Source organism: Solibacillus sp. NPDC093137, assembly GCF_050280445.1.
GTDB classification, from domain to species: domain Bacteria; phylum Bacillota; class Bacilli; order Bacillales_A; family Planococcaceae; genus Solibacillus; species Solibacillus isronensis_B.
The window spans coordinates 101,739-121,199 of record NZ_JBNNVH010000006.1; the positions used below are offsets into that span (position 1 = coordinate 101,739).

The 19,461-nt window shown below is 40.7% G+C and carries 23 protein-coding genes; 18 read left to right on the forward strand and 5 right to left on the reverse strand.

Translation table 11 applies throughout. The annotated features are described in order from the left end of the window. The first annotated feature begins 38 nt into the window (after positions 1-38). From ACQKN3_RS16840 to ACQKN3_RS16850, 3 genes are all read left to right on the forward strand, one after another. The gene (locus ACQKN3_RS16840) at positions 39-1,520 is read left to right on the forward strand and encodes an NCS1 family transporter (protein WP_251690308.1); all 1,482 of its coding nucleotides are present in this window, start codon (positions 39-41) and stop codon (positions 1,518-1,520) included. A 19-nt stretch (positions 1,521-1,539) separates the two neighbouring features. Then, positions 1,540-1,752, forward strand: coding sequence for a hypothetical protein (locus tag ACQKN3_RS16845; protein WP_251690306.1), 213 nt, complete (start codon positions 1,540-1,542; stop codon positions 1,750-1,752). A gap of 176 nt (positions 1,753-1,928) precedes the next feature. Beyond that, positions 1,929-2,384 carry a nucleotide-binding protein gene (locus tag ACQKN3_RS16850; protein ID WP_251690305.1) on the forward strand — a complete coding sequence of 152 codons (456 nt, stop codon included), beginning with the start codon at positions 1,929-1,931 and terminating at the stop codon, positions 2,382-2,384. A 259-nt stretch (positions 2,385-2,643) separates the two neighbouring features. Here the strand turns inward: ACQKN3_RS16850 and ACQKN3_RS16855 are convergent, their stop codons facing one another. Beyond that, positions 2,644-3,513, reverse strand: a complete 870-nt coding sequence (locus ACQKN3_RS16855; RefSeq protein WP_427713435.1) for a helix-turn-helix domain-containing protein — start codon at positions 3,511-3,513, stop codon at positions 2,644-2,646. A 99-nt stretch (positions 3,514-3,612) separates the two neighbouring features. Between ACQKN3_RS16855 and ACQKN3_RS16860 the strand changes: the two genes are divergently transcribed. Then, complete coding sequence (locus ACQKN3_RS16860) at positions 3,613-3,885, forward strand: hypothetical protein (protein ID WP_427713437.1); 273 nt, start codon at positions 3,613-3,615, stop codon at positions 3,883-3,885. 79 nt (positions 3,886-3,964) lie between these two features. Here ACQKN3_RS16860 and ACQKN3_RS16865 read toward each other — a convergent pair whose 3' ends face one another. Together ACQKN3_RS16865 and ACQKN3_RS16870 are read right to left on the reverse strand one after the other, a co-directional pair. Next, positions 3,965-4,141 (reverse strand): hypothetical protein, encoded by a 177-nt coding sequence (locus ACQKN3_RS16865; protein WP_008406370.1) that lies wholly within the window; start codon positions 4,139-4,141, stop codon positions 3,965-3,967. Between the two features lie 146 nt (positions 4,142-4,287). After that, complete coding sequence (locus tag ACQKN3_RS16870; protein ID WP_008406368.1) at positions 4,288-4,899, reverse strand: spore coat protein; 612 nt, start codon at positions 4,897-4,899, stop codon at positions 4,288-4,290. Positions 4,900-4,996: 97 nt separating this feature from the next. On the opposite strand from ACQKN3_RS16870, the gene ACQKN3_RS16875 reads away from it, so the two are divergent. From ACQKN3_RS16875 to ACQKN3_RS16935, 13 genes are all read left to right on the forward strand, one after another. Then, positions 4,997-5,587, forward strand: coding sequence for a LemA family protein (locus tag ACQKN3_RS16875; protein WP_427713440.1), 591 nt, complete (start codon positions 4,997-4,999; stop codon positions 5,585-5,587). Positions 5,588-5,654: 67 nt separating this feature from the next. Further along, the gene (locus ACQKN3_RS16880; protein WP_251690453.1) at positions 5,655-6,419 is read left to right on the forward strand and encodes a TPM domain-containing protein; all 765 of its coding nucleotides are present in this window, start codon (positions 5,655-5,657) and stop codon (positions 6,417-6,419) included. 250 nt (positions 6,420-6,669) lie between these two features. Beyond that, positions 6,670-6,903: a glutaredoxin family protein gene (locus ACQKN3_RS16885; protein WP_014822793.1), complete on the forward strand. Its 234-nt coding sequence runs from the start codon at positions 6,670-6,672 to the stop codon at positions 6,901-6,903. 171 nt (positions 6,904-7,074) lie between these two features. After that, complete coding sequence (locus ACQKN3_RS16890) at positions 7,075-8,103, forward strand: sugar-binding transcriptional regulator (protein ID WP_251690300.1); 1,029 nt, start codon at positions 7,075-7,077, stop codon at positions 8,101-8,103. A 66-nt stretch (positions 8,104-8,169) separates the two neighbouring features. After that, entirely contained in the window at positions 8,170-9,183 is a 1,014-nt protein-coding gene (gene gap / locus ACQKN3_RS16895; RefSeq protein WP_251690299.1) for a type I glyceraldehyde-3-phosphate dehydrogenase, read from the forward strand. A 285-nt stretch (positions 9,184-9,468) separates the two neighbouring features. Then, positions 9,469-10,653, forward strand: coding sequence for a phosphoglycerate kinase (locus ACQKN3_RS16900; protein ID WP_427713444.1), 1,185 nt, complete (start codon positions 9,469-9,471; stop codon positions 10,651-10,653). A gap of 124 nt (positions 10,654-10,777) precedes the next feature. Beyond that, positions 10,778-11,539, forward strand: a complete 762-nt coding sequence (gene tpiA, locus ACQKN3_RS16905) for a triose-phosphate isomerase (RefSeq protein WP_251690296.1) — start codon at positions 10,778-10,780, stop codon at positions 11,537-11,539. Further along, a complete protein-coding gene (gene gpmI, locus ACQKN3_RS16910; RefSeq protein WP_251690295.1) occupies positions 11,532-13,073 on the forward strand; it encodes a 2,3-bisphosphoglycerate-independent phosphoglycerate mutase in 1,542 nt (513 codons plus the stop codon). The genes tpiA and gpmI overlap by 8 nt, the downstream gene beginning before the upstream one ends. Positions 13,074-13,149: 76 nt before the next feature. Then, positions 13,150-14,442 carry a phosphopyruvate hydratase gene (eno, locus tag ACQKN3_RS16915; protein WP_008406351.1) on the forward strand — a complete coding sequence of 431 codons (1,293 nt, stop codon included), beginning with the start codon at positions 13,150-13,152 and terminating at the stop codon, positions 14,440-14,442. Between the two features lie 287 nt (positions 14,443-14,729). Next, positions 14,730-14,975: a TetR/AcrR family transcriptional regulator gene (locus ACQKN3_RS16920; protein ID WP_427713449.1), complete on the forward strand. Its 246-nt coding sequence runs from the start codon at positions 14,730-14,732 to the stop codon at positions 14,973-14,975. Beyond that, on the forward strand, positions 14,960-15,313 hold the full coding sequence (locus ACQKN3_RS16925; protein ID WP_427713451.1) for a hypothetical protein: 354 nt from the start codon (positions 14,960-14,962) through the stop codon (positions 15,311-15,313). The genes ACQKN3_RS16920 and ACQKN3_RS16925 overlap by 16 nt, the downstream gene beginning before the upstream one ends. A gap of 463 nt (positions 15,314-15,776) precedes the next feature. Then, positions 15,777-17,192, forward strand: coding sequence for a DHA2 family efflux MFS transporter permease subunit (locus ACQKN3_RS16930; RefSeq protein ID WP_427713454.1), 1,416 nt, complete (start codon positions 15,777-15,779; stop codon positions 17,190-17,192). A gap of 237 nt (positions 17,193-17,429) precedes the next feature. Further along, positions 17,430-17,948 (forward strand): YusW family protein, encoded by a 519-nt coding sequence (locus tag ACQKN3_RS16935; protein WP_427713457.1) that lies wholly within the window; start codon positions 17,430-17,432, stop codon positions 17,946-17,948. 204 nt (positions 17,949-18,152) lie between these two features. Here the strand turns inward: ACQKN3_RS16935 and ACQKN3_RS16940 are convergent, their stop codons facing one another. Both ACQKN3_RS16940 and ACQKN3_RS16945 read right to left on the reverse strand, forming a co-directional pair. Then, positions 18,153-18,533, reverse strand: coding sequence for a ferritin-like domain-containing protein (locus tag ACQKN3_RS16940; protein ID WP_427713460.1), 381 nt, complete (start codon positions 18,531-18,533; stop codon positions 18,153-18,155). A 57-nt stretch (positions 18,534-18,590) separates the two neighbouring features. Then, complete coding sequence (locus tag ACQKN3_RS16945) at positions 18,591-18,863, reverse strand: translation initiation factor 2 (protein ID WP_427713463.1); 273 nt, start codon at positions 18,861-18,863, stop codon at positions 18,591-18,593. 277 nt (positions 18,864-19,140) lie between these two features. Between ACQKN3_RS16945 and ACQKN3_RS16950 the strand changes: the two genes are divergently transcribed. Next, positions 19,141-19,425 (forward strand): hypothetical protein, encoded by a 285-nt coding sequence (locus tag ACQKN3_RS16950; protein ID WP_427713465.1) that lies wholly within the window; start codon positions 19,141-19,143, stop codon positions 19,423-19,425. Positions 19,426-19,461: the final 36 nt, after the last annotated feature.

Genomic DNA, 19,461 nt, shown 5'->3' on the forward strand with positions numbered 1-19,461 from the left:
CTGTAAAACCAAAAAACTGAATAAAGAGAGGTGTAGCGATGTCAGACAGAAAAGACACAAATAGTAACTATTTAAAATCACCAGATTTACTTCCTGTCACACACGAAAACCGCAGTATTAGTATGATGGGCTTTGGCGTCATCTGGGTTGGGATGGCCATCGTACTTGCGGCATTTGCGATCGGTGCAGGAGGAATTGTTAATCTAAGTATGCCGATGCTCATCATGGCGACATTGGTCGGCTCGATTCTAATCGGGATTTTCATGGTCGTCATCGGGGATATCGGTGTTGAACACGGATTATCGTTTCCTGTTTATATGCGTGCTCCATTCGGAACAATCGGCACGCACTTCCCGTCATTTGCCCGTGCGTTTACAGCATCGTGCTGGTTCGGGATCAACACGTATTTCGGGGCATTGGCGATCAACGGTATTCTGAACATTCTGGTCGGCTTTGACAACTGGTTTATCTGCTTCCTAGTATTTGCGACGTTGCAGTTGTTCAACGTATCACTGGGGATTAAATCAATTGAACGTTTCGCGGATTTCGCTGCACCTGTCATTATCTTTATTTCAATTTGGATGTATTTGCAATTATCTGCTGAAGCGAAAGAGCAAGGCAAAGCGGTATGGTCATGGGTGGAAGCACCGCAAACAGGTTTTGAACAGTTTACGGCATTCATGGTAGTCGCTACTGCAATCATGGGCTTCTGGGCTACATTGGCTGCAGATATGCCGACACTTTCTCGTCACTTCAAAGCGCCTAAAAATGAGCGTAACTGGTTCAAACGAAATAAAACACAATTACTAGGTTCACTAATAGTTCAGCCGATTTTCAATACACTGATGATCGTCATTGGTGCGGTTTGTTATATGTCGACTGGTTCTGGTGACCCGATCAACGCACTTCAGCAAGCAGCGGGCGGTGTTGTCCTAGTGATGCTGTTATCGATGATCGTATTGGCTCAATGGTCGACAAATACTTCTGCGAACGTTATTCCGGCTGCGACGATTTTCTCGAATATCGGCGGACCGAAAGTACCGTTCTGGGTTGGTGTAGTCATTGCCGGTATTGTCGGAACACTTGTTCAGCCTTGGAGTTTGTTCGATATTTTAAATAGCGTTCTGCTCGTTGTCGGCGGTATCCTTTCTTCGATTGTTGGGATTTTATTCGCCGACTATTACTTGCTCCGTAAGCGTCGAGTAAATGTAAAGGACCTTTATGAGGTGGAAGGGCAATATCGTTATTTAAAAGGTGTCAATGTAGCGGGAATTATTGCTTGGGTGCTTGGCGGTCTAATCGCGAATATTTGGCCATCGTTCTCTTCACTTATCGGCTTTTTTGTAGGGGCAGCAATCTATTATGTGCTGGCGAAATATTGGTGGTTCAAGAAGTATCCGCAAGCTGAAATCGTAAACCCGAGCGATGATGAATATTTAGGTATTACAGCAGGACGCAGCTGGGAAATTGACGCTGTTCCAGAACCGATTGGTGTAGAGCAAACAGCTTCCACAGATTAAATGTAAATGAGGTGCGATCATGTCAGAATTTCAGTTTGTAGAAAAAGAAATTCAGCAAATTAATGAACTGCTCGCTGAAGACTATATTATTAAAACGATCGATGAGAATCTGGAAGGAGCTTTCGTTACGTTTATCAATCCAGCAACTCATGAGGAGCGTTTACTGCATATTAAAATGGCAGATACAAGAAAATACTTCTCCAGTAAATTATTGGAACAATTAAGCAGTTGAAAATTTAAAGTGGCAGGCGCATTTCCTTATGGGATGCGCTTTTTTTATTTCATAAAATTAAACCGGAAAATTAATAACAATGGCATATTTCGACATGGAAATACATATTGTGAAGAAGAACAAGTGGATGCACCAGTTGAATCCAGAAAAATTTCTGATCGAAGTGGAGGGTTTTTATGGGTGATGGGAAAGGCACATTTCAGAAATGGAGGAAGAAAGTCAACAAGAAGGTGACAACGCTTAGCAGTAAAACGTCTTTTGCGGTCGACCGGTCCAAACTGCGAAAACAAATCAATGGAATTGAAGAAGAAATCAGAGTGCTGAAACAGCAAATCGGGGAAATCGTCAACTTGAACCGCAACAGCCTGTTTTCAGTCAGCATGGTGAATTATCAGCTCGCGCAAATTGAGGCGAAAGAAAATACGATTGCGCAGCTGGAAAGAGATATTGAAGAATTAAATGAACTGAGTAAATTAGCGGGTGTCGAAGAGGAGGAAATATTGCCCGATCTGAAAGCAAAGCAAACGATTGACGATATTACGGCGTCCTATATATATAATTGCGCCAACTGTAATGAAGTCTACGATGAACCAAAAAAGTTTTGCGAGGAGTGTGGTTACAGCATGGATTAAAGTGGGCTGAAGGAATTTGGCCTTTAGCTCAAGGTGCAGGGGGTGAGCTGGCTAACGAGAAGCGATACTATAAGTCACCTTAAAGGAGCGATCATAAGAAAATATACAGGGTTTTACATGAAGAGTTCCACTAGATCTTTCGGTGAAATTACCATCTTATGAGAATTGCACAGCTTGTAAAAAAAGATGTTTTAATAAAATTCCATAACATTTAGCACAAACACTGATTTAATAGCGTTTGTGCTTTTTTGATTGTTCATTAATCCGCATTAGACCTTGAAAGGGTATAATGGTTAAACTCTTGCTGAATCAGTTCCCAATAGTATTGATCGTCATAAAGCATCAATAATTGATGAGCTTTTTCTAGGGGATTTGCGCCTGCTTTTTCCTGTAAATTCGCTCTACAAATGGCTTCTCTTGAATAATGAAGAGACAAAATAGTATAACTCATGTTCTTTTTATCAGTTCGAAGGGATTCTTCGATTATTGCAAGTGCCTTTGCATAATCTTTATTTTTTATAAGTATCAGGGAGAGGTTAATTTTAAATGCGATTTTTAGTCTTTCAGCATCCTGAAAATCTTTATACATATTCAGTCTAGTTAATACTGTTTGTGTAAATTCAATCGCGATATCTGCAGGAAATAAAAATAAAATGGTATTGATTATGCGGATATCATTTAAATACCACTGTTCGTATTTTGACATATATTTCCAAATAGGCTTCACTATATTTCGGGCTACATCTATACTTTTTGTATCATGAAGTTGTATAAATGCCTCACATATCAGGTAGATTTCCTCTATATCCTCGTCACGCTGCTCTTGTAAAAAGTTGACGGTTTGTTGTTTTAATTTATGTAAACTCGCGATGTGATTGTAATCTAAAGAAAATAGCGTGTGAATCAGTTTTTGCTTCCGTCTGTAATTATAGTCATTCCGAATATAATCAAACTCTTCCGCTGAAATATTCAAGCGGTGAAGTAATTGAAGGTAGATACTCGCGTCTACATCCCTTATTCCAGCCTCAAACTTAGAATAGGTACTTTGAGAAATTATATTGCTTGCCACTTCCACTTGGCTATATGTTTTATTCTTTCTTATGCTTTTTAAATCCTTACCTAAATTCATACCTATCCCTCCAACGAAATATTCCATATGGAATAATATGTCGTATAGTCCATTATATCCTTTATAGTAGCTATAAGAAAGAATGGGAGGTTGATCTAAATGATTATAAAATACTTGGATCGTTACGCAATTTCGGTAAGTCTATTCGTATTGTTATTAGTCCTTTCTCCAGTATTTACTGGCTTTTTTTCTAGTAATGTTATTCCATATGCTTTTGCAGCAACTGTATTAAGTGGGTCGAGCTTTTTCTTCGAATACTTATTCAACAAAGCCGGAAATGAAAGGCAAGAGAAAGGCAGGAAAATGTATTTTTATGTGATTCCAGCAAATATGATAATTTTTGTGGGTATTGTTTTACTGTTATTTAATTAATTAGTGCGATAAAAAAGCCGGCCATAAAGAACCGTAAAGATTCTTTAAGCCAGCTTTTTCTAAGCAGGATATTCTGCCATTACTTACGATGTTCTACAAGGTCAATTGCTCCTAATACAATATGGGCAAGACCGAAACCGAAAATGGTATTGGCAAGCATCTTGTTCGTACCGATTTTTTGTTTCATTGCATACCCTGTTGCAGTGACAGCTGATCCAAGTACAGTCGGAATTAAACCTTCACGAATATTTTTCATAAAAGCCCCTCCTTCATCGTAGTAGGTGAAACGAGCACCGTTCTTATTGTTTGTATTTCTGCGTGAAATATTTATTGTAAATATTGGATAAATTATTTGAAAATTGAAACTATACGATGATTCGTTCATATAGTTTATTGGGCATACTAGTTAGGCATATTTTTCGCTTGATCTGCTTTGCCATACATATTGAGCATTGCGCTCATGTCCTGTGGAGATAGTTGTGGCACTTGATAATAGCCTTTTTTGTTTTGATACAATGAAATTTCATAGGCCATTTCAATGCAGTTTGGTACTGAATCTTGTAGCACGCGACGTACTACCGGGTTTGTGCTTTCTAAAGCAGCACCTGTTTTTCCTGTAGCCCCAGCTTTATGGCAGCTGAGCAAGAAACCTGAAATAATGCCATCATTAATTTCACTTGCCGAAGTGATCGGCTTTTTCGGCTCACCTGGTTTTAAGCCGTAAATAGTATCGTTGCCCATATTCATATTGTAGGTGCGTGTAGGATGTTTTGGATCATGACCTGTTTTAAAGGCCTCCACAGTAATATTATACTCATCAAGCATAAACGCATACTGGCGATCCATAATAGAAAGAAGCTCGCTATCTTGAACTTGGTCGCGAAGTAAAACATATTGGTTTAATCCGCCGATCATAGCGCTTAGTACTTCATGAACATCCAGAAGTTCATGGGCACCATGATTTGTTGAAAGGGGCATTTGATTGTCTTGAGATTGAGATGATTGGGTATACATTAATAAAAACCTCCATAGTAAGAAATTTCGTACGCTCTTATTGTGGAAACGAACCGTAATTTTATACGCTAATTTTAAAAAAGAGAGGATGGGGCAAATGTTAAAAAAAAATGAACGAGGCAGTGCCGTATTGGTCGCCCTTATTGCAATTGTTGCGTTGATCGTCATTGCGGCAATGCTTGTCGTGCCAAAATACAACAAACTGGTAACAGGTGAAGAAACGGTGGACGCAGCATGGGCGCAAGTCGAAAACCAGCTGCAACGTCGATTTGATTTAGTGCCGAACTTAGTAAATACGGTTAAAGGCTATGCCGAACATGAGGAAGAAATTTTCACTCAGATTGCAGATGCCCGAACACAATACGGGAATGCCAATACAGTAGAAGAAACGGCGGACGCAAATAATGAGCTGTCTTCTGCATTAGCCCGTTTACTTGTTGTAGTTGAAAACTATCCGAATTTAAAAGCGGATGTACAATTTACACGATTAATGGATGAACTGGCAGGGACGGAAAATCGCTTAACGGTAGCGCGTAAAGATTACAATGACACGGTTCAGCAGTTTAATAATGACGTTCGCCGCTTCCCAGGAAACTTAATCGCGGGCATGTTCAGTTTTAATCAAAAAGACTACTTCGAAATTAAAGAAGGTGTTGAAGAAGCACCGGCTGTCGATTTTGGCGATTAATAATTGGAGTAATGAAGCTGTCGGCAATGACCGAAGCTTCTGAAAGGGGGGACTGTATGTGAGATTAATGGTATCGCTTCTTTTATGGTTAATGCTCATACCACTCCAAGCGATGGCAGCCATACCGGAAAAACCGGCCTACAATTCTTACGTGTACGATTATGCGAATGTTCTATCCGATGACGTAGAACAGAACCTGATTCAGTCGGCAAAAGCGCTCGAAGGTTCAACGGGAAATGTCATTGTCATGATGACTGTTGATACAATCGATGGAATGGATGCGTTTGAATTCGGTACAGAGACGGTGCGCAGCTGGGGAATCGGGGATGAAGCGCTCGGTAACGGTATGCTTATCTTTGCGACAACCGAGCAAGGGCCAGGGCAAAATGATGTATGGATTACGGTCGGCGGTGGTCTGGAAGGAGATTATCCGGATGGGAAAATTGGCAGCATGATCGATACGTATATGTTGCCATATTTAAAGAACGATGATTATACAAATGCGTTCGCCAGTATCTTCTCCGTTTTTTATGAAGAAATGGGTGGTGAAGCAGGCGGTGCGGATTTAGTACAGCCTGTTGCGTCAAATGATGATGATGGGATTTCAATCGGCTTCATCATATTGATCATTATTATTTACTTTATCATTACAAAGTTCGGCGGTGGCGGTGGCCCAGGCGGACGCCGACGCACAGCACGCCGAGTATATCGCAGTGGCGGTTTCGGTGGCTTCGGAGGCGGTGGCTTCGGAGGTGGTGGCGGTTCATCGGGCGGCTTTGGCGGTTTCGGTGGCGGCGGCTCATTCGGCGGAGGCGCGGGCAGGAAGTTCTAGGTCGAGAGGAAGGCATCTCACTTTTTGCGGGTGGGGTGCTTTTTTTCGTGGTAGTGCGGGAGAGGAGGCATACGCGGGTTTTCTAATAAGTTGGCGCAATGTTCTAATAACCCGGAAAAGATCTAATAAAACGCGGAGCTTCTAATATAAATTGCTGATGTTCGAATAAGTGGAATGAATCTTCTAATAAAATCACCGCCCACCCTCGCCCAAACTTCGCTTATAATAATTAAAAAGGGAGGAACTGCCAATGATTATCAAATTTTATTCAAAACCGGACTGCGGACTTTGCATTGAAGGGCTCCATACGTTAAAAATTGTGCAGGAAGACATCGACTTTACGATTGAGCATTATAATATAGAAGAAGACGATGAAGCGCATGAAAAATATATGCTGATGATCCCGGTTGTTGAGTATAACGGCGACGTTGTGCAATACGGGCAGCTGGATTATGCGACATTGTACGAGGCGCTGGTGGACTAGACATCGGTGCCGGTTCGCTATTTTTTGCGAATAATTCCGTCATAAAAGTTGCAAATCACTCCGAGTCGATCTATAATGAAGACAGAAATTCTTTTTTTTACCCCATGTGGGACATAAAATATTCATGTGGGACATATATTGTCCAACAGGATAAATCGGGTAGGTGGTTTTTTGACGGATATTTCATTTTTTGCAGCTGAGCGTAAACTAATGCCTGAAATTGATGCTCTTTTTCAAAAGAGATTTCGAGTTTTACAAGCAATTGCGACATTTAGCCCGATTGGTAGACGTGCTTTAGGAGAACAGCTACAGATGACAGAGCGTGATATCCGGAATGAAACAACGGTCCTGAGCGAACAGCAATTGATCTTGATTCAAAAAAAAGGCATGATTTGCACGCCAAAAGGGTATGAAGTAATAGAACAGCTTTACGAACTGTATCGTGAGCTTTCCGGTATTGTAGCGATGGAACAGCAGCTTACAAACATCTTTGGCATCGCACGTGTCATCATTGTGCCAGGTGATGCCGAACAGGATGAAACGGTAAAGCAGCAGCTCGGAAAAGTTGCGGCACAAGTATTACAGCAAATCGCACCTGCAAAAGCCAATATTGCGGTTACAGGCGGCAGCAGTGTTGCATCGATGAAGGAATATTTATCGGACTGCCCGGTGCTGAGCGACGCGAAATTTATTGCGGCACGCGGTGGTATGGGTGATGAGATGACATTCCAGGCGAATACAATTGTTTCGAAGTTTTCAAAAAGATGCGGGGCAACATACCGCACATTGTTTTTGCCGGAGCATTTAAGTGAGCAGGCGTATGAAGCGATGAAGGATGAACCGATTATTCGGGAGATGATTACACTTTATGAACAGGTGGACATCGTGATTCACGGAATCGGTGCAGCACAGGAAATGGCGCTTCGTCGTAAAAGTTCACAGCATGAGCAGCAATTACTTGAAGAAAAAGGCGCGGTTGCCGAAGCATTTGGCTATTATTTCAATGCAAATGGCGACACGGTTCATCATCTGAGGACAATTGGTATTCAGCGTGATCAGGTAAACAAAGCGAAGCATGTTCTTGCCATTGCGGCAGGCAGAAATAAGGCAGCTGCGATTCAGGCGTATTTTAAAAATGCCGCATCGCAAACGATTTTGATTACAGATGAGCAAACCGCAAGTACAATTCTTGAAAATTAAACATGTTTTTAAAAGTATGATTTTACACATACTATTTTAATAATAAAGTTATTGGAGGAATTACACATGGCATTACAATTAGCAATCAATGGATTTGGACGAATCGGACGTTTAGTATTCCGTGAAGCAATGAAGCACGAGGAATTTGAAGTAGTTGCAGTAAATGATTTAACTGATGCGAAACAGCTTGCACATTTATTAAAATACGACTCAGTACATGGAGTGTATGATGCAGACGTTCAAGCAGAAGATGATGCATTTATCGTAAACGGCAAACGCATTCAAGTGCTTTCAGAAAAAGATCCTGCAAATTTACCATGGGGTGAACTTGGTGTAGATGTTGTTTTAGAATGTACAGGTAGATGGCGTTCAATGGAAGAAGTATCAAAACATATCGAAGCCGGCGCGAAAAAAGCAATCCTTTCTGCACCAGCACAAGGCGATATGCCAACATATGTAATGGGTGTTAACCATACGGAATATGACCCAGCGCAAAATGTTATTTCAAACGCTTCTTGTACGACAAACTGTCTAGCACCACTTGCAAAAGTGTTGGATGAAAAGTTCGGCATCAAACGCGGTATGATGACAACAATTCACTCATATACAAATGACCAACGTATCCTTGACTTCCCGCACTCTGACCCACGTCGTGCACGTGCAGGCGCGGTATCAATGATTCCGACAACTACTGGTGCAGCAATCGCAGTATCAAAAGTATTGCCACAATTAAAAGGCAAATTGGACGGTTTCTCAATGCGTGTTCCAACACCTAACGTTTCATGTGTTGACTTAGTTGTTGAATTGGAAAAAGACGTAACAACAGATTCAATTAACGCAGCATTAAAAGAAGCATCTGAAGGCGACTTAAAAGGTGTTCTTGCTTACAACGAATTACCATTAGTATCAATCGACTACAATGGTAACCCGGCTTCATCTACAATTGACGGTTTATCAACAATGGTAATGGAAGGTCGTATGGCGAAAGTTGTTTCTTGGTATGACAACGAAATCGGCTACTCTACTCGTTTAATGGATTTAGCTTTATATATCGCAGAACAAGGTATCGAAAAAGCGTAATAAACCGATGAAATGTGACATACTTTTTCGAAATTGAAGAAAAAGTGTGACATATTAAAAGGAAACGGGCATAAAAAGTATAGCCTTTAATACACGTAAACCTTATAATAAATAAGGGTAAAAGAGCGGCAGGGACTCACCCGGACCGCTCTTTTTTCGGATATAAGGAAAATATACAAAACAGAGGCGATATCAAGACAGCCTGATCGAATTTTGTTACTATTTTAACTAGCGAGTATACGATTCACACTAATTGACGAACGACTATGAAGGAGGATTTTCAGTATGTTTTTAAAGAAATCAATGAACGATGTAGATGTAAAAGGAAAACGCGTATTTGTGCGTGTCGATTTTAATGTGCCGATGGATGAGGGCCGCATTACCGACGAAACGCGTATTCGTGCAGCTATTCCAACAATTGAACAACTAGTAGACGCTGGAGCAAAAGTAATTTTAGCTTCACATCTTGGCCGTCCAAAAGGCGAAGTAAATGAGGACATGCGCTTAACTGCAGTCGGCGAGCGTCTTTCGGAATTAATGGACAAGCCAGTTAAAAAATTGGATGAATCAATTGGTTCAGATGTGGAAGCAGCTGTTAACAATATGCAAGACGGCGAAATAATCCTGCTTGAAAATGTTCGTTTCCATAAAGGCGAAGAGAAAAACGACGAAGCATTGGCAAAAGAGTTTGCAAAATTAGCGGACCTTTATGTAAATGATGCGTTCGGCGCAGCTCACCGTGCACACGCTTCAACAGAAGGTATTGCAAAACATGTACCGGCTGTATCAGGCTTGTTAATGGAGAAAGAGCTGGACGTACTAGGTAAAGCTTTATCCAATCCAGAGCGTCCGTTCACAGCAATTATTGGTGGAGCGAAAGTTAAAGATAAAATCGGTGTTATTGAAAACTTGTTGGATAAAGTGGATCACCTGATTATCGGCGGCGGTTTAGTATTTACATTCGTCAAAGCGATGGGCCACGATATTGGGAAGTCATTGCTGGAAGAAGATAAAATCGAGCTGGCAAAAGGCTTTATCGAACAAGCAAAAGCAAAAGGTGTACAACTGCATATGCCGGTTGATGCTGTCGTAGCAAACGAGTTTTCGAAAGATGCGGAAACAAAAGTTGTGGCAATCGATGCAATTCCATCTGACTGGATGGGACTGGATATCGGGCCGAAAACTGCTGAAAACTATGCAGAAGTCATTAAACAATCAAAATTAATCATTTGGAACGGACCAATGGGTGTATTCGAAATGGAAAAATTCGCAAACGGTACGAAAACAGTTGCGGATGCAATGGCAACAACAGACGGCTACACAATTATCGGCGGCGGTGACTCAGCTGCAGCGGTAGAAAAATTCGAAGTCGCTTCGAAAATGGACCACATTTCAACAGGCGGCGGTGCTTCATTAGAGTTAATGGAGGGTAAAGAATTACCGGGAATTGTTGCGTTAAACAATAAATAGATCGTTTATAGGCTAAAATATCTGTTGAAACAGTTGATGGTAGCGAAGGCGGAATGGACGAGAAATGCGTCCTCCTTAGCAGAAATCAACGGGAACAGAATCTTTTAAAAACGGAGGGTTTTGAATGAGAAAACCGATCATAGCAGGAAACTGGAAAATGTATAAGTCCTTTGATGAGGCAGTTGACTTTATCGAAGAAATCCAACAAGAAGTCCCTTCTCCGGATAAAGTTGATGCGGTCATCTGTGCACCTGCATTATATTTACCGACACTTGTCGTAGGGGCAGAAGATTCAAGCCTGGCAATTGGCGCGCAAAACATGCACTTTGAAGACGAAGGCGCATACACAGGGGAAATCAGCCCGAAAATGCTTTCGAATGTCAACGTTGATTATGTTATTTTAGGGCATTCGGAGCGCCGTGAGCTATTTAATGAAACTGACGAAGCGATCAACAAAAAAGTCCGAGCTGCTCTTAATTATGGTATTGTACCGATTATTTGCTGCGGGGAAACATTGGAAGAGCGTGAAGCGGATCAAACTGAAGCAAAAGTAGCACGCCAAATTACAATGGCGTTGAAAGACTTTGCTCCAATTGAAGTAGAGCATATGGTCATTGCATATGAGCCAATCTGGGCAATCGGAACAGGGAAAACAGCTACGGCGGAAGACGCAAATACAGTATGCTGTGCAATCCGTCTGGCGATTGAAACATTATACGGAAAAGATACAGCTGAAAAAGTGCGCATTCAATACGGCGGCAGTGTAAAGCCTGAAAACATTGAAGAGCTTTTATCTCAAGAGCATATCGATGGCGCATTAGTAGGAGGAGCAAGCCTACAACCAGCATCATTCATGAAATTATTGGAGGCGGCAGCAAATGCCTAAACAACCCGTTGCATTAATTATTCTAGACGGCTTTGCCTTTCGCGATGAAGTGAAAGGTAATGCCGTAGCACAAGCAAATAAACCAAATTTTGACCGTTACTGGCATGCATATCCACATTCGACTTTAATAGCAAGTGGTGAAGCAGTAGGTCTACCGGAAGGTCAAATGGGGAACTCTGAAGTTGGACACTTAAATATCGGGGCTGGACGCATTGTGTACCAGTCCCTGACACGTATCCATAAATCAATTCGTGATGGAGATTTCTTCCGTAACGAATCATTTTTGGCAGCAGTAGAACATGCAAAAGCACATGGTTCAAAGCTCCATTTAATGGGACTGCTTTCCGATGGCGGTGTCCATAGTCACTATGAGCATTTGTTTGCCTTATTGAAATTGGCAAAAGCAAATGGTCTTGAACAAGTATATGTTCACGGCTTCCTGGATGGACGCGATGTCGGTCCAACGACAGCACTTGGATATATTCTTGAAACAGAGAAACAGATGAAAGAAATCGGGATCGGGAAGTTCGCATCGATTCATGGTCGCTATTATGCAATGGACCGTGACCGCCGCTGGGAACGTGTCGGCTTAACGTACAATGCATTAGTTGATGGAATTGGACAAACTGCCTCTTCCGCAACAGCAGGTGTTGAGTCTTCGTATGAACGTGAACTGCATGATGAATTCGTTGTACCGTTTGTCGTGACAGAAGAAGGACGACCTGCCGCAACGATCAGCACGAACGATGCAGTCATTTTCTTCAACTTCCGTCCGGACCGTGCGATTCAATTGTCGTCTTTAATGACGAATGAAAAATTTGACGCAATGCCACGCTCTGAAAACCATCCGACGAATCTGAAATTCGTTACGTTTACACATTACAGTGATGATGTCATAGCGGATGTGGCATATGAAAATGACAACTTAGTTAATACGGTCGGTGAAGTGATTTCAAAAGCAGGCAAAACTCAGCTGCGTATTGCGGAAACGGAAAAATATCCGCATGTCACATTCTTTATGAGTGGTGGTCGTGAAGATACATTTGCTGGAGAAGAGCGTATTTTAATCGCATCTCCAAAAGTGGCGACATACGACTTGAAGCCTGAGATGAGTGCGTATGAAGTGACGGATTCTTTACTGGAAGCTATTGCAGGAGAGAAGTTCGATGCGATTATTTTAAACTTTGCGAACCCGGATATGGTCGGACACTCAGGGATGCTTGAACCGACAATTAAAGCAATCGAAACGGTGGATGAGTGTCTAGGGAAAGTCGTTGATGCGATTACAGCTAAAGGCGGTTATGCGATCATTACAGCTGACCACGGGAACTCGGATGAAGTGGTGACACTCGATGACAAGCCGATGACAGCACATACGACAAACCCGGTACCGGTGATTGTCACAAAGCCTGGTGTCATGCTTTATGAAGACGGCATTCTAGCCGATCTGGCACCGACAATGCTTGAATTACTTAATATTGCCCAGCCTGCAGAGATGACAGGAAAATCGTTAGTTATGCCAAGCGAACAGTAATTGATCGCGCGGTTAATTATATAGCTTGTCCTTGTGCAAGCACCTACTAAATTTATCAATAGAGGAGTTTTTTATTATGCCATTCATTACTCAAGTATATGCTCGTGAAGTATTAGATTCTCGCGGTAACCCAACAGTAGAAGTAGAAGTATTCACAGAATCAGGCGCATTCGGCCGTGCAATCGTGCCATCTGGTGCTTCAACTGGTGAATATGAAGCAGTGGAATTACGTGATGGAGACAAAGGCCGTTACTTAGGTAAAGGTGTTGAAAAAGCGGTAGAAAACGTCAACACAATTATCGCGGAAGAACTTGAAGGTCAATATTCTGTATTGGACCAAGTTGTTATCGACCAAGCGTTAATCGAACTTGATGGAACAGAAAACAAAGGTAAATTAGGTGCAAACGCAATTTTAGGTGTGTCAATGGCAGTAGCGCACGCAGCAGCTGACTACTTAGACATTCCTTTATACCAATACTTAGGTGGCTTCAACTCGAAGCAATTACCAGTACCAATGATGAACATCTTAAACGGTGGTGCACACGCGGACAACAACGTGGACATCCAAGAATTCATGGTAATGCCAGTAGGTGCTAAATCATTTAAAGAAGCGTTACGTATGGGTACAGAAATCTTCCATAACTTAAAAACAGTATTAAAAGAAAAAGGCCACAACACAGCTGTAGGTGACGAAGGCGGATTCGCTCCAAACCTAGGTTCAAACGAAGAAGCAATCACGGTGATCATCGAAGCAGTTGAAAAAGCCGGCTACAAAATGGGCGAAGAAATCCGTTTAGCAATGGACGTTGCTTCTTCTGAGCTTTACAACAAAGAAACAGGCAAATACGTTTTAGCTGGTGAAGGCGTAGAAAAAACTTCTGAAGAAATGGTTGCTTGGTACGAAGAGCTGACTTCTAAATACCCAATCATCTCAATCGAAGACGGTTTAGACGAAAACGACTGGGCTGGCCACAAGCTATTAACAGAGCGTATCGGTGACCGCGTACAATTAGTAGGTGACGATCTATTCGTTACAAACACAACGAAATTATCTCGCGGTATCGAAGAAGGCGTTGGCAACTCAATCTTAATCAAAGTAAACCAAATCGGTACTTTAACAGAAACATTTGAAGCAATCGAAATGGCGAAACGCGCTGGCTACACAGCAGTAATTTCTCACCGTTCAGGCGAATCAGAAGATAACACAATCGCTGACATCGCTGTTGCTACAAATGCAGGCCAAATCAAAACAGGTGCACCATCTCGTACGGACCGCGTTGCGAAGTACAACCAATTACTACGCATCGAAGACCAATTAGGCGCAACTAGCCGTTTTGAAGGGTTAAAGTCTTTCTACAATATTAAATAATTGTTTTAGGATTAGGTAGGGCACTCGCTTTTGGGCGGGTGTCTTTTTTTGTGTGGGCCTGAGCTTTATTAGAACATCCGAAACACTTCTTAGCATTTCGGGCATTTATATTAGAACATTTAGGATTTTATTAGAAAATCTGGGGGATAATTTGTTGAAAGTTTGTGAACGTTGGCATCTCGTTATTATATAAGCGACAGAATATGTGATATGTTTAATCTATTCAAATTTAACGGCACATACTTGGTTGAAATTAGACCAGTTGTTATAGATGGTGAGGGAACGGTATGTCTAATCAAACGAAAGATAAAATTTTAGAAACAGCGACACGGTTGTTTTACTTTCAAGGTTTTCACGGGACCGGTTTAAATCAGATTATAAAAGAATCGGGATCACCAAAAGGGTCGCTGTATCACTATTTTCCTGAAGGCAAAGAGCAGCTTGCCGAAGAAGCGATTGTATTGTCAAAACGGCGGATCGGTGCAGTTATTCAGCATTATATGAATAGTTTGAGGATGTGGAGGCAGCACTGAATGCCCATATTTTAGCGATGGCTGATTTATTTGATTTGGACAATGGACTTGAGGAGCATTCCTATACGATGATGCCATTCGGACTGCTTGCGGCGGAATCAGCATTCATGAATGAGCGTTTGCGGAAAGTATGCGGCGACACGTATAAGTACTGGGAATCGATCTATTACACAAAATTGATTGCCAACGGGTTTAGTGATGAAGCGGCTGTCACACTGAGTAAAGCGGTAAGCGCAATGATTGAAGGGGCGGTTACATTGTCATTGTCCCAGCGTTCGAATGAGCCGTTATTAAATATAAGCAAAGTCATCCCTGCGTTGCTTGCGCAGTATAAGTAAAGGCTTGTCCGGAATGTGATTTCTGGACAGGCTTTTTTGTTGTTGTCGCAAATAAAGGTTGTTCACAATTAGCCTGATTTTCGAAATAAGTGTGTGGAAAACTATTGCAAATTTATTGTTTTTCATAGCAATGGAGTTGAAATCGTTTGCAAATGTTGATGTAGCAACGTTCTTGTTGTTTCTCTCTATAATTTATTGAAAAAAGTGCAATCGTTTTCATAAAAATATGTTAAAAAATGTCTACGAAAGATAGGCCCATTTAAGGTTAAAAATGGATAATGGATGTTCACAATTATAACGACCGGTCTAATATTTTTCTCCTGAGCGATTGAATTTTCATGAAAAAATTTGATATATTTTAAAGCGTGCTGTTTGAAGAATCGTTCTATAACAGCAAAAAGCATGATACAAAGCAATTATCATCTTTCATAAAAGAGTCTTATACAATAGGAGGAAACAAAAAATGGCAGCACCAATTTTTAATGTGAAAAGCCCAAAAGGTATGGCAGCTGTTCTGATGATTAGTACATTCGTTGGTTTATTTGGTGAAACGGCATTAAACATGGCGTTAACAAATATTATGGATGACTTCGGTGTATCGGCCGCATCAGCCGCATGGTTAACAACAGGCTATTTATTAGTATTAGCTGTATTAGTTCCATTATCATCTTATTTAGTACGCTGGTTTACAACACGTCAATTAGTAGTGGCGGCAGTTTTGTTCGCGGTGATCGGTTCGTTATTAGGCGCATTAGCACCGAACTTTGAAGTATTACTAGCAGGTCGTTTCGTACAAGCACTTGCAACAGGGATTATTCTACCGTTAATGTTCAGTGTTGTAATGCTAATTTTCCCGGTGCAAAAGCGCGGTGCCGTCATGGGGATCGTCGGGATTATTTTAACAGCAGGTCCGGCATTAGGTCCATCAATCGCAGGTTTGATTGTCTCTTCATTAAGCTGGAGATATATTTTCTGGATCATGGTCGTTGTGTATGCCGTTGTAATCGTTTTAGCACTTTCTAAAGTGGACAATGTATCCAACGTAACACGTCCAAAAATTGATTTACTATCATTAATCGCTTCTACGTTCGGTTTCGGTGGTGTTGTATTCGCGTTAGCAACATTAGCGGAGCAATCGATTACAAAACCAATCGTTTGGGTACCACTTGTCGTTGGTTTAGTTTTATTAGTAGTTTTCGGCATTCGCCAAACGAAAATGGAAGAGCCGATGATCGACTTATCGGTATTCAAGTCACCAATGTTCTCTTTAGGTGTCGCATTGATGGTCGCAACCATGTTCATGATTCTATCAGTGGCGATCCTAGTGCCGATGTTCCTGAAAACAGTATTAGGTTTTGCAGCTTTAACTGCAGGTTTATGTATGTTGCCAGGTAATATCTTAAATATCATCATGTCACCGATTGTTGGGACGAACTTTGATAAAGTCGGAGCGAAAATCTTCACACGTATCGGGTTTACACTGATTTTAGTGTCAATGATCGTGTTCTTAACGACGATTTCGGCAACAACAGCAACATGGATCATTATCGTTAACTTATGTGTATTCTTTGTCGGGGTATCGATGACAATCATGCCAGCACAGACAAATGCGATGAACTCATTAGCACCGCAGAAATTCGCTGACGGTTCAGCGGCATTGAACACCCTAACGCAAATCGCCGGCGCTTCAGGTACTGCGGTTGCCATTACAATGTTCACAATCGGTCAGCAAAACTACATCGAAAAATTCAGCAACGCTTTGCCGGTAGAATTTTTAGCACACGGTGTCCATTCAGCGTTTATTGTTGTGACAGTCGTGTCGGTATTAGGATTGGTTGGATCGTTCTTCGTTAAGAACAGCAAGCCGGTCGGAAATTAATTTAATAGCTATGAATTAACTGCTCAAATTTGTAGTGAATCGTTTATAGAACAGCATCGGGGATTTTGCCGATGCTGTTTTTTTTGTTGGGTATTGTTTTTCCAACGAGCAGCGATTCGGATCATATCCTCGCATTTATATAGGGGAAAAATTATTAATTGATTGTAGAAATGGATAGATTATATAAATATGGAGATACTTTTTATTGTCAAAACTATTTGTAAAGGAGAATGTTTAATGAAACTATTTAAAGGAATTCTTGTAATGCCATTATTATTAGGATCATTGTACGGCTGTAATAATAACGATACAAAGACAGAGAACGATGTTACAGGAAATAACAGTACGGTGGATGAAACAACGAAAAACAATAATACCGCTAATAACACGGTAAATGATAATGAAGATGAACGAACTAAAATTAAAGTGGAAGATGTAAATTATACATTTACTGAGTTCGATTTAGACGTAGAATACGCAAATGACAAATCGTACAATATTGAATATGAGAACGATGGAAACTACATTTATGCTGAACATGAAGATGAAGTTAAAGGTGTTGAGTATAAAGGGGATCAAGCCTACGACAATTTTGTCAAAGCATTAGAACAACTTACATTTGATGAAACTACGAGTGATGACGATGTCCGTAATGAAGTTATGAAAGCATTTGCCCTAGATGAGAACTATAAGACCTTTGAGCTTGAAGTGAAATTCAAAAACGGTGAAGTGAAACATTATCACCATACTAAATAATTGAATATAGAGGGGGGAAACCCTCTCTATAATTTTTTCTTTATCAATCGGTGAATGAATATGATTTCGTAAGTAATAACATACATATGTCCATTTCCGGACAAGACTGCATATAATATATCGCGTTAAACAGGATAAACTTGTGGTCCATTCCAGGCAGTAATAATTTGCAAAAGGAGGGTATTGATGCCCCCTAAAAAAATACTAGTAATGATTCATAAAATATAAAAACCAAACAGCATGATTTTGTTCATCTGCAGCATTTGAAGAAAACTGGTGACTGATATACGGAATAGTAGATTCTCTAGCTACTCGATGATAAAACTCCACTGCTTCTTGTTCATCATGAAATGCAGTGATAACGCCCTGCTTAAAATTAGTCGGTAATGGTTCAGTTATTCGTGGAGAAGGTTGTTGTCCAGTAAGACATGTAAAAATGTAAGAAAACCCATGATAGTGACGCATTTCATCTTTTCTTATCTCCAGAATACGATTTTTAATTTCTTCATTCGGGGCAAGTTGAGCTAAATGTTCATAAAAGCGGATGGCATTATATTCACCTTCAAGCGCTTTCGAGAGATCCATCACAATGCTGTTCAACGATGGTTGTATAACATATTGCAAAAATAATCACGCCTTTCTTTAACTCAAAATCTTTTTGATTTGTTTTAATTCCTTTATTAAATAATCAATTTGCTTTTGTGTGGAATCAATCTGTTTCGATTGATCATATTGTGGCTGTGAATTTTGATTGTTGGCTTTTTCTAATTCCTGTAGAGCAAGACCTGCAGCCAATGCTGCTAACCCATCCCCAAGCGTAACAATGGTTGCTGCAATAAAACCAAGTCTGGCAATTTGAATTTCTGCTGGTTCAGAGGGATGATTGGAGTTGTTTTTATAATTATTAATTGGCATAACCTCCTTGTACTAACGGCTAGAAAATTGCTGCGTTAATTACATAATATGCAGAGCGTAAATGTAATTTACTAATAAAGCCTGCTTCCATAAGGATATAGATAGAACATACAGCTAAACTGCATTAATAAATGAAGAAAAAAATTGTACTAGAGGGTCAATCATCATGCAGTTTTTTAATCTGAAAACATCTTTTTCTATGGAAAGATAAAAAAAGATGTTTTCCTTTTTTATATGGGGGAAACATAATAGCATACAACAAAGGAGGCTTTACATTATGAAACTTAAAAAGACACCTACTCTGATGATGACGTTGTTACTATCATTATCGCTTGCGGCATGTAATGATGAGGACGATACGAACATCGACAACAATGTGGATGACGGTACTGATGACGGCCTAATGGAGGACAACACTGACGATACAAATGTTGAATTAGATGTTGATGGCGACGACAACGACAACACTGATGACAACTTAGATGACAATACAGACGACAACACTGATGGCACTGTTGACGACAATACTGACGACAACAAAGATGACAACAGCAACGATTAATAAATAAAAAGCATGGTGCTCGCATTCAAATTGCGG

Bases quoted from the DNA above. Each gene is read 5' to 3' on its own strand.
- ACQKN3_RS16840 (WP_251690308.1), top strand. From the start codon at position 39: ATGTCAGACAGAAAAGACACAAATAGTAACTATTTAAAATCACCAGAT.
- ACQKN3_RS16845 (WP_251690306.1), top strand. From the start codon at position 1,540: ATGTCAGAATTTCAGTTTGTAGAAAAAGAAATTCAGCAAATTAATGAA.
- ACQKN3_RS16850 (WP_251690305.1), top strand. From the start codon at position 1,929: ATGGGTGATGGGAAAGGCACATTTCAGAAATGGAGGAAGAAAGTCAAC.
- ACQKN3_RS16855 (WP_427713435.1), bottom strand. From the start codon at position 3,513: ATGAATTTAGGTAAGGATTTAAAAAGCATAAGAAAGAATAAAACATAT.
- ACQKN3_RS16860 (WP_427713437.1), top strand. From the start codon at position 3,613: ATGATTATAAAATACTTGGATCGTTACGCAATTTCGGTAAGTCTATTC.
- ACQKN3_RS16865 (WP_008406370.1), bottom strand. From the start codon at position 4,141: ATGAAAAATATTCGTGAAGGTTTAATTCCGACTGTACTTGGATCAGCT.
- ACQKN3_RS16870 (WP_008406368.1), bottom strand. From the start codon at position 4,899: ATGTATACCCAATCATCTCAATCTCAAGACAATCAAATGCCCCTTTCA.
- ACQKN3_RS16875 (WP_427713440.1), top strand. From the start codon at position 4,997: ATGTTAAAAAAAAATGAACGAGGCAGTGCCGTATTGGTCGCCCTTATT.
- ACQKN3_RS16880 (WP_251690453.1), top strand. From the start codon at position 5,655: ATGGTATCGCTTCTTTTATGGTTAATGCTCATACCACTCCAAGCGATG.
- ACQKN3_RS16885 (WP_014822793.1), top strand. From the start codon at position 6,670: ATGATTATCAAATTTTATTCAAAACCGGACTGCGGACTTTGCATTGAA.
- gap (WP_251690299.1), top strand. From the start codon at position 8,170: ATGGCATTACAATTAGCAATCAATGGATTTGGACGAATCGGACGTTTA.
- ACQKN3_RS16900 (WP_427713444.1), top strand. From the start codon at position 9,469: ATGTTTTTAAAGAAATCAATGAACGATGTAGATGTAAAAGGAAAACGC.
- tpiA (WP_251690296.1), top strand. From the start codon at position 10,778: ATGAGAAAACCGATCATAGCAGGAAACTGGAAAATGTATAAGTCCTTT.
- gpmI (WP_251690295.1), top strand. From the start codon at position 11,532: ATGCCTAAACAACCCGTTGCATTAATTATTCTAGACGGCTTTGCCTTT.
- eno (WP_008406351.1), top strand. From the start codon at position 13,150: ATGCCATTCATTACTCAAGTATATGCTCGTGAAGTATTAGATTCTCGC.
- ACQKN3_RS16920 (WP_427713449.1), top strand. From the start codon at position 14,730: ATGTCTAATCAAACGAAAGATAAAATTTTAGAAACAGCGACACGGTTG.
- ACQKN3_RS16930 (WP_427713454.1), top strand. From the start codon at position 15,777: ATGGCAGCACCAATTTTTAATGTGAAAAGCCCAAAAGGTATGGCAGCT.
- ACQKN3_RS16935 (WP_427713457.1), top strand. From the start codon at position 17,430: ATGAAACTATTTAAAGGAATTCTTGTAATGCCATTATTATTAGGATCA.
- ACQKN3_RS16940 (WP_427713460.1), bottom strand. From the start codon at position 18,533: ATGGATCTCTCGAAAGCGCTTGAAGGTGAATATAATGCCATCCGCTTT.
- ACQKN3_RS16945 (WP_427713463.1), bottom strand. From the start codon at position 18,863: ATGCCAATTAATAATTATAAAAACAACTCCAATCATCCCTCTGAACCA.
- ACQKN3_RS16950 (WP_427713465.1), top strand. From the start codon at position 19,141: ATGAAACTTAAAAAGACACCTACTCTGATGATGACGTTGTTACTATCA.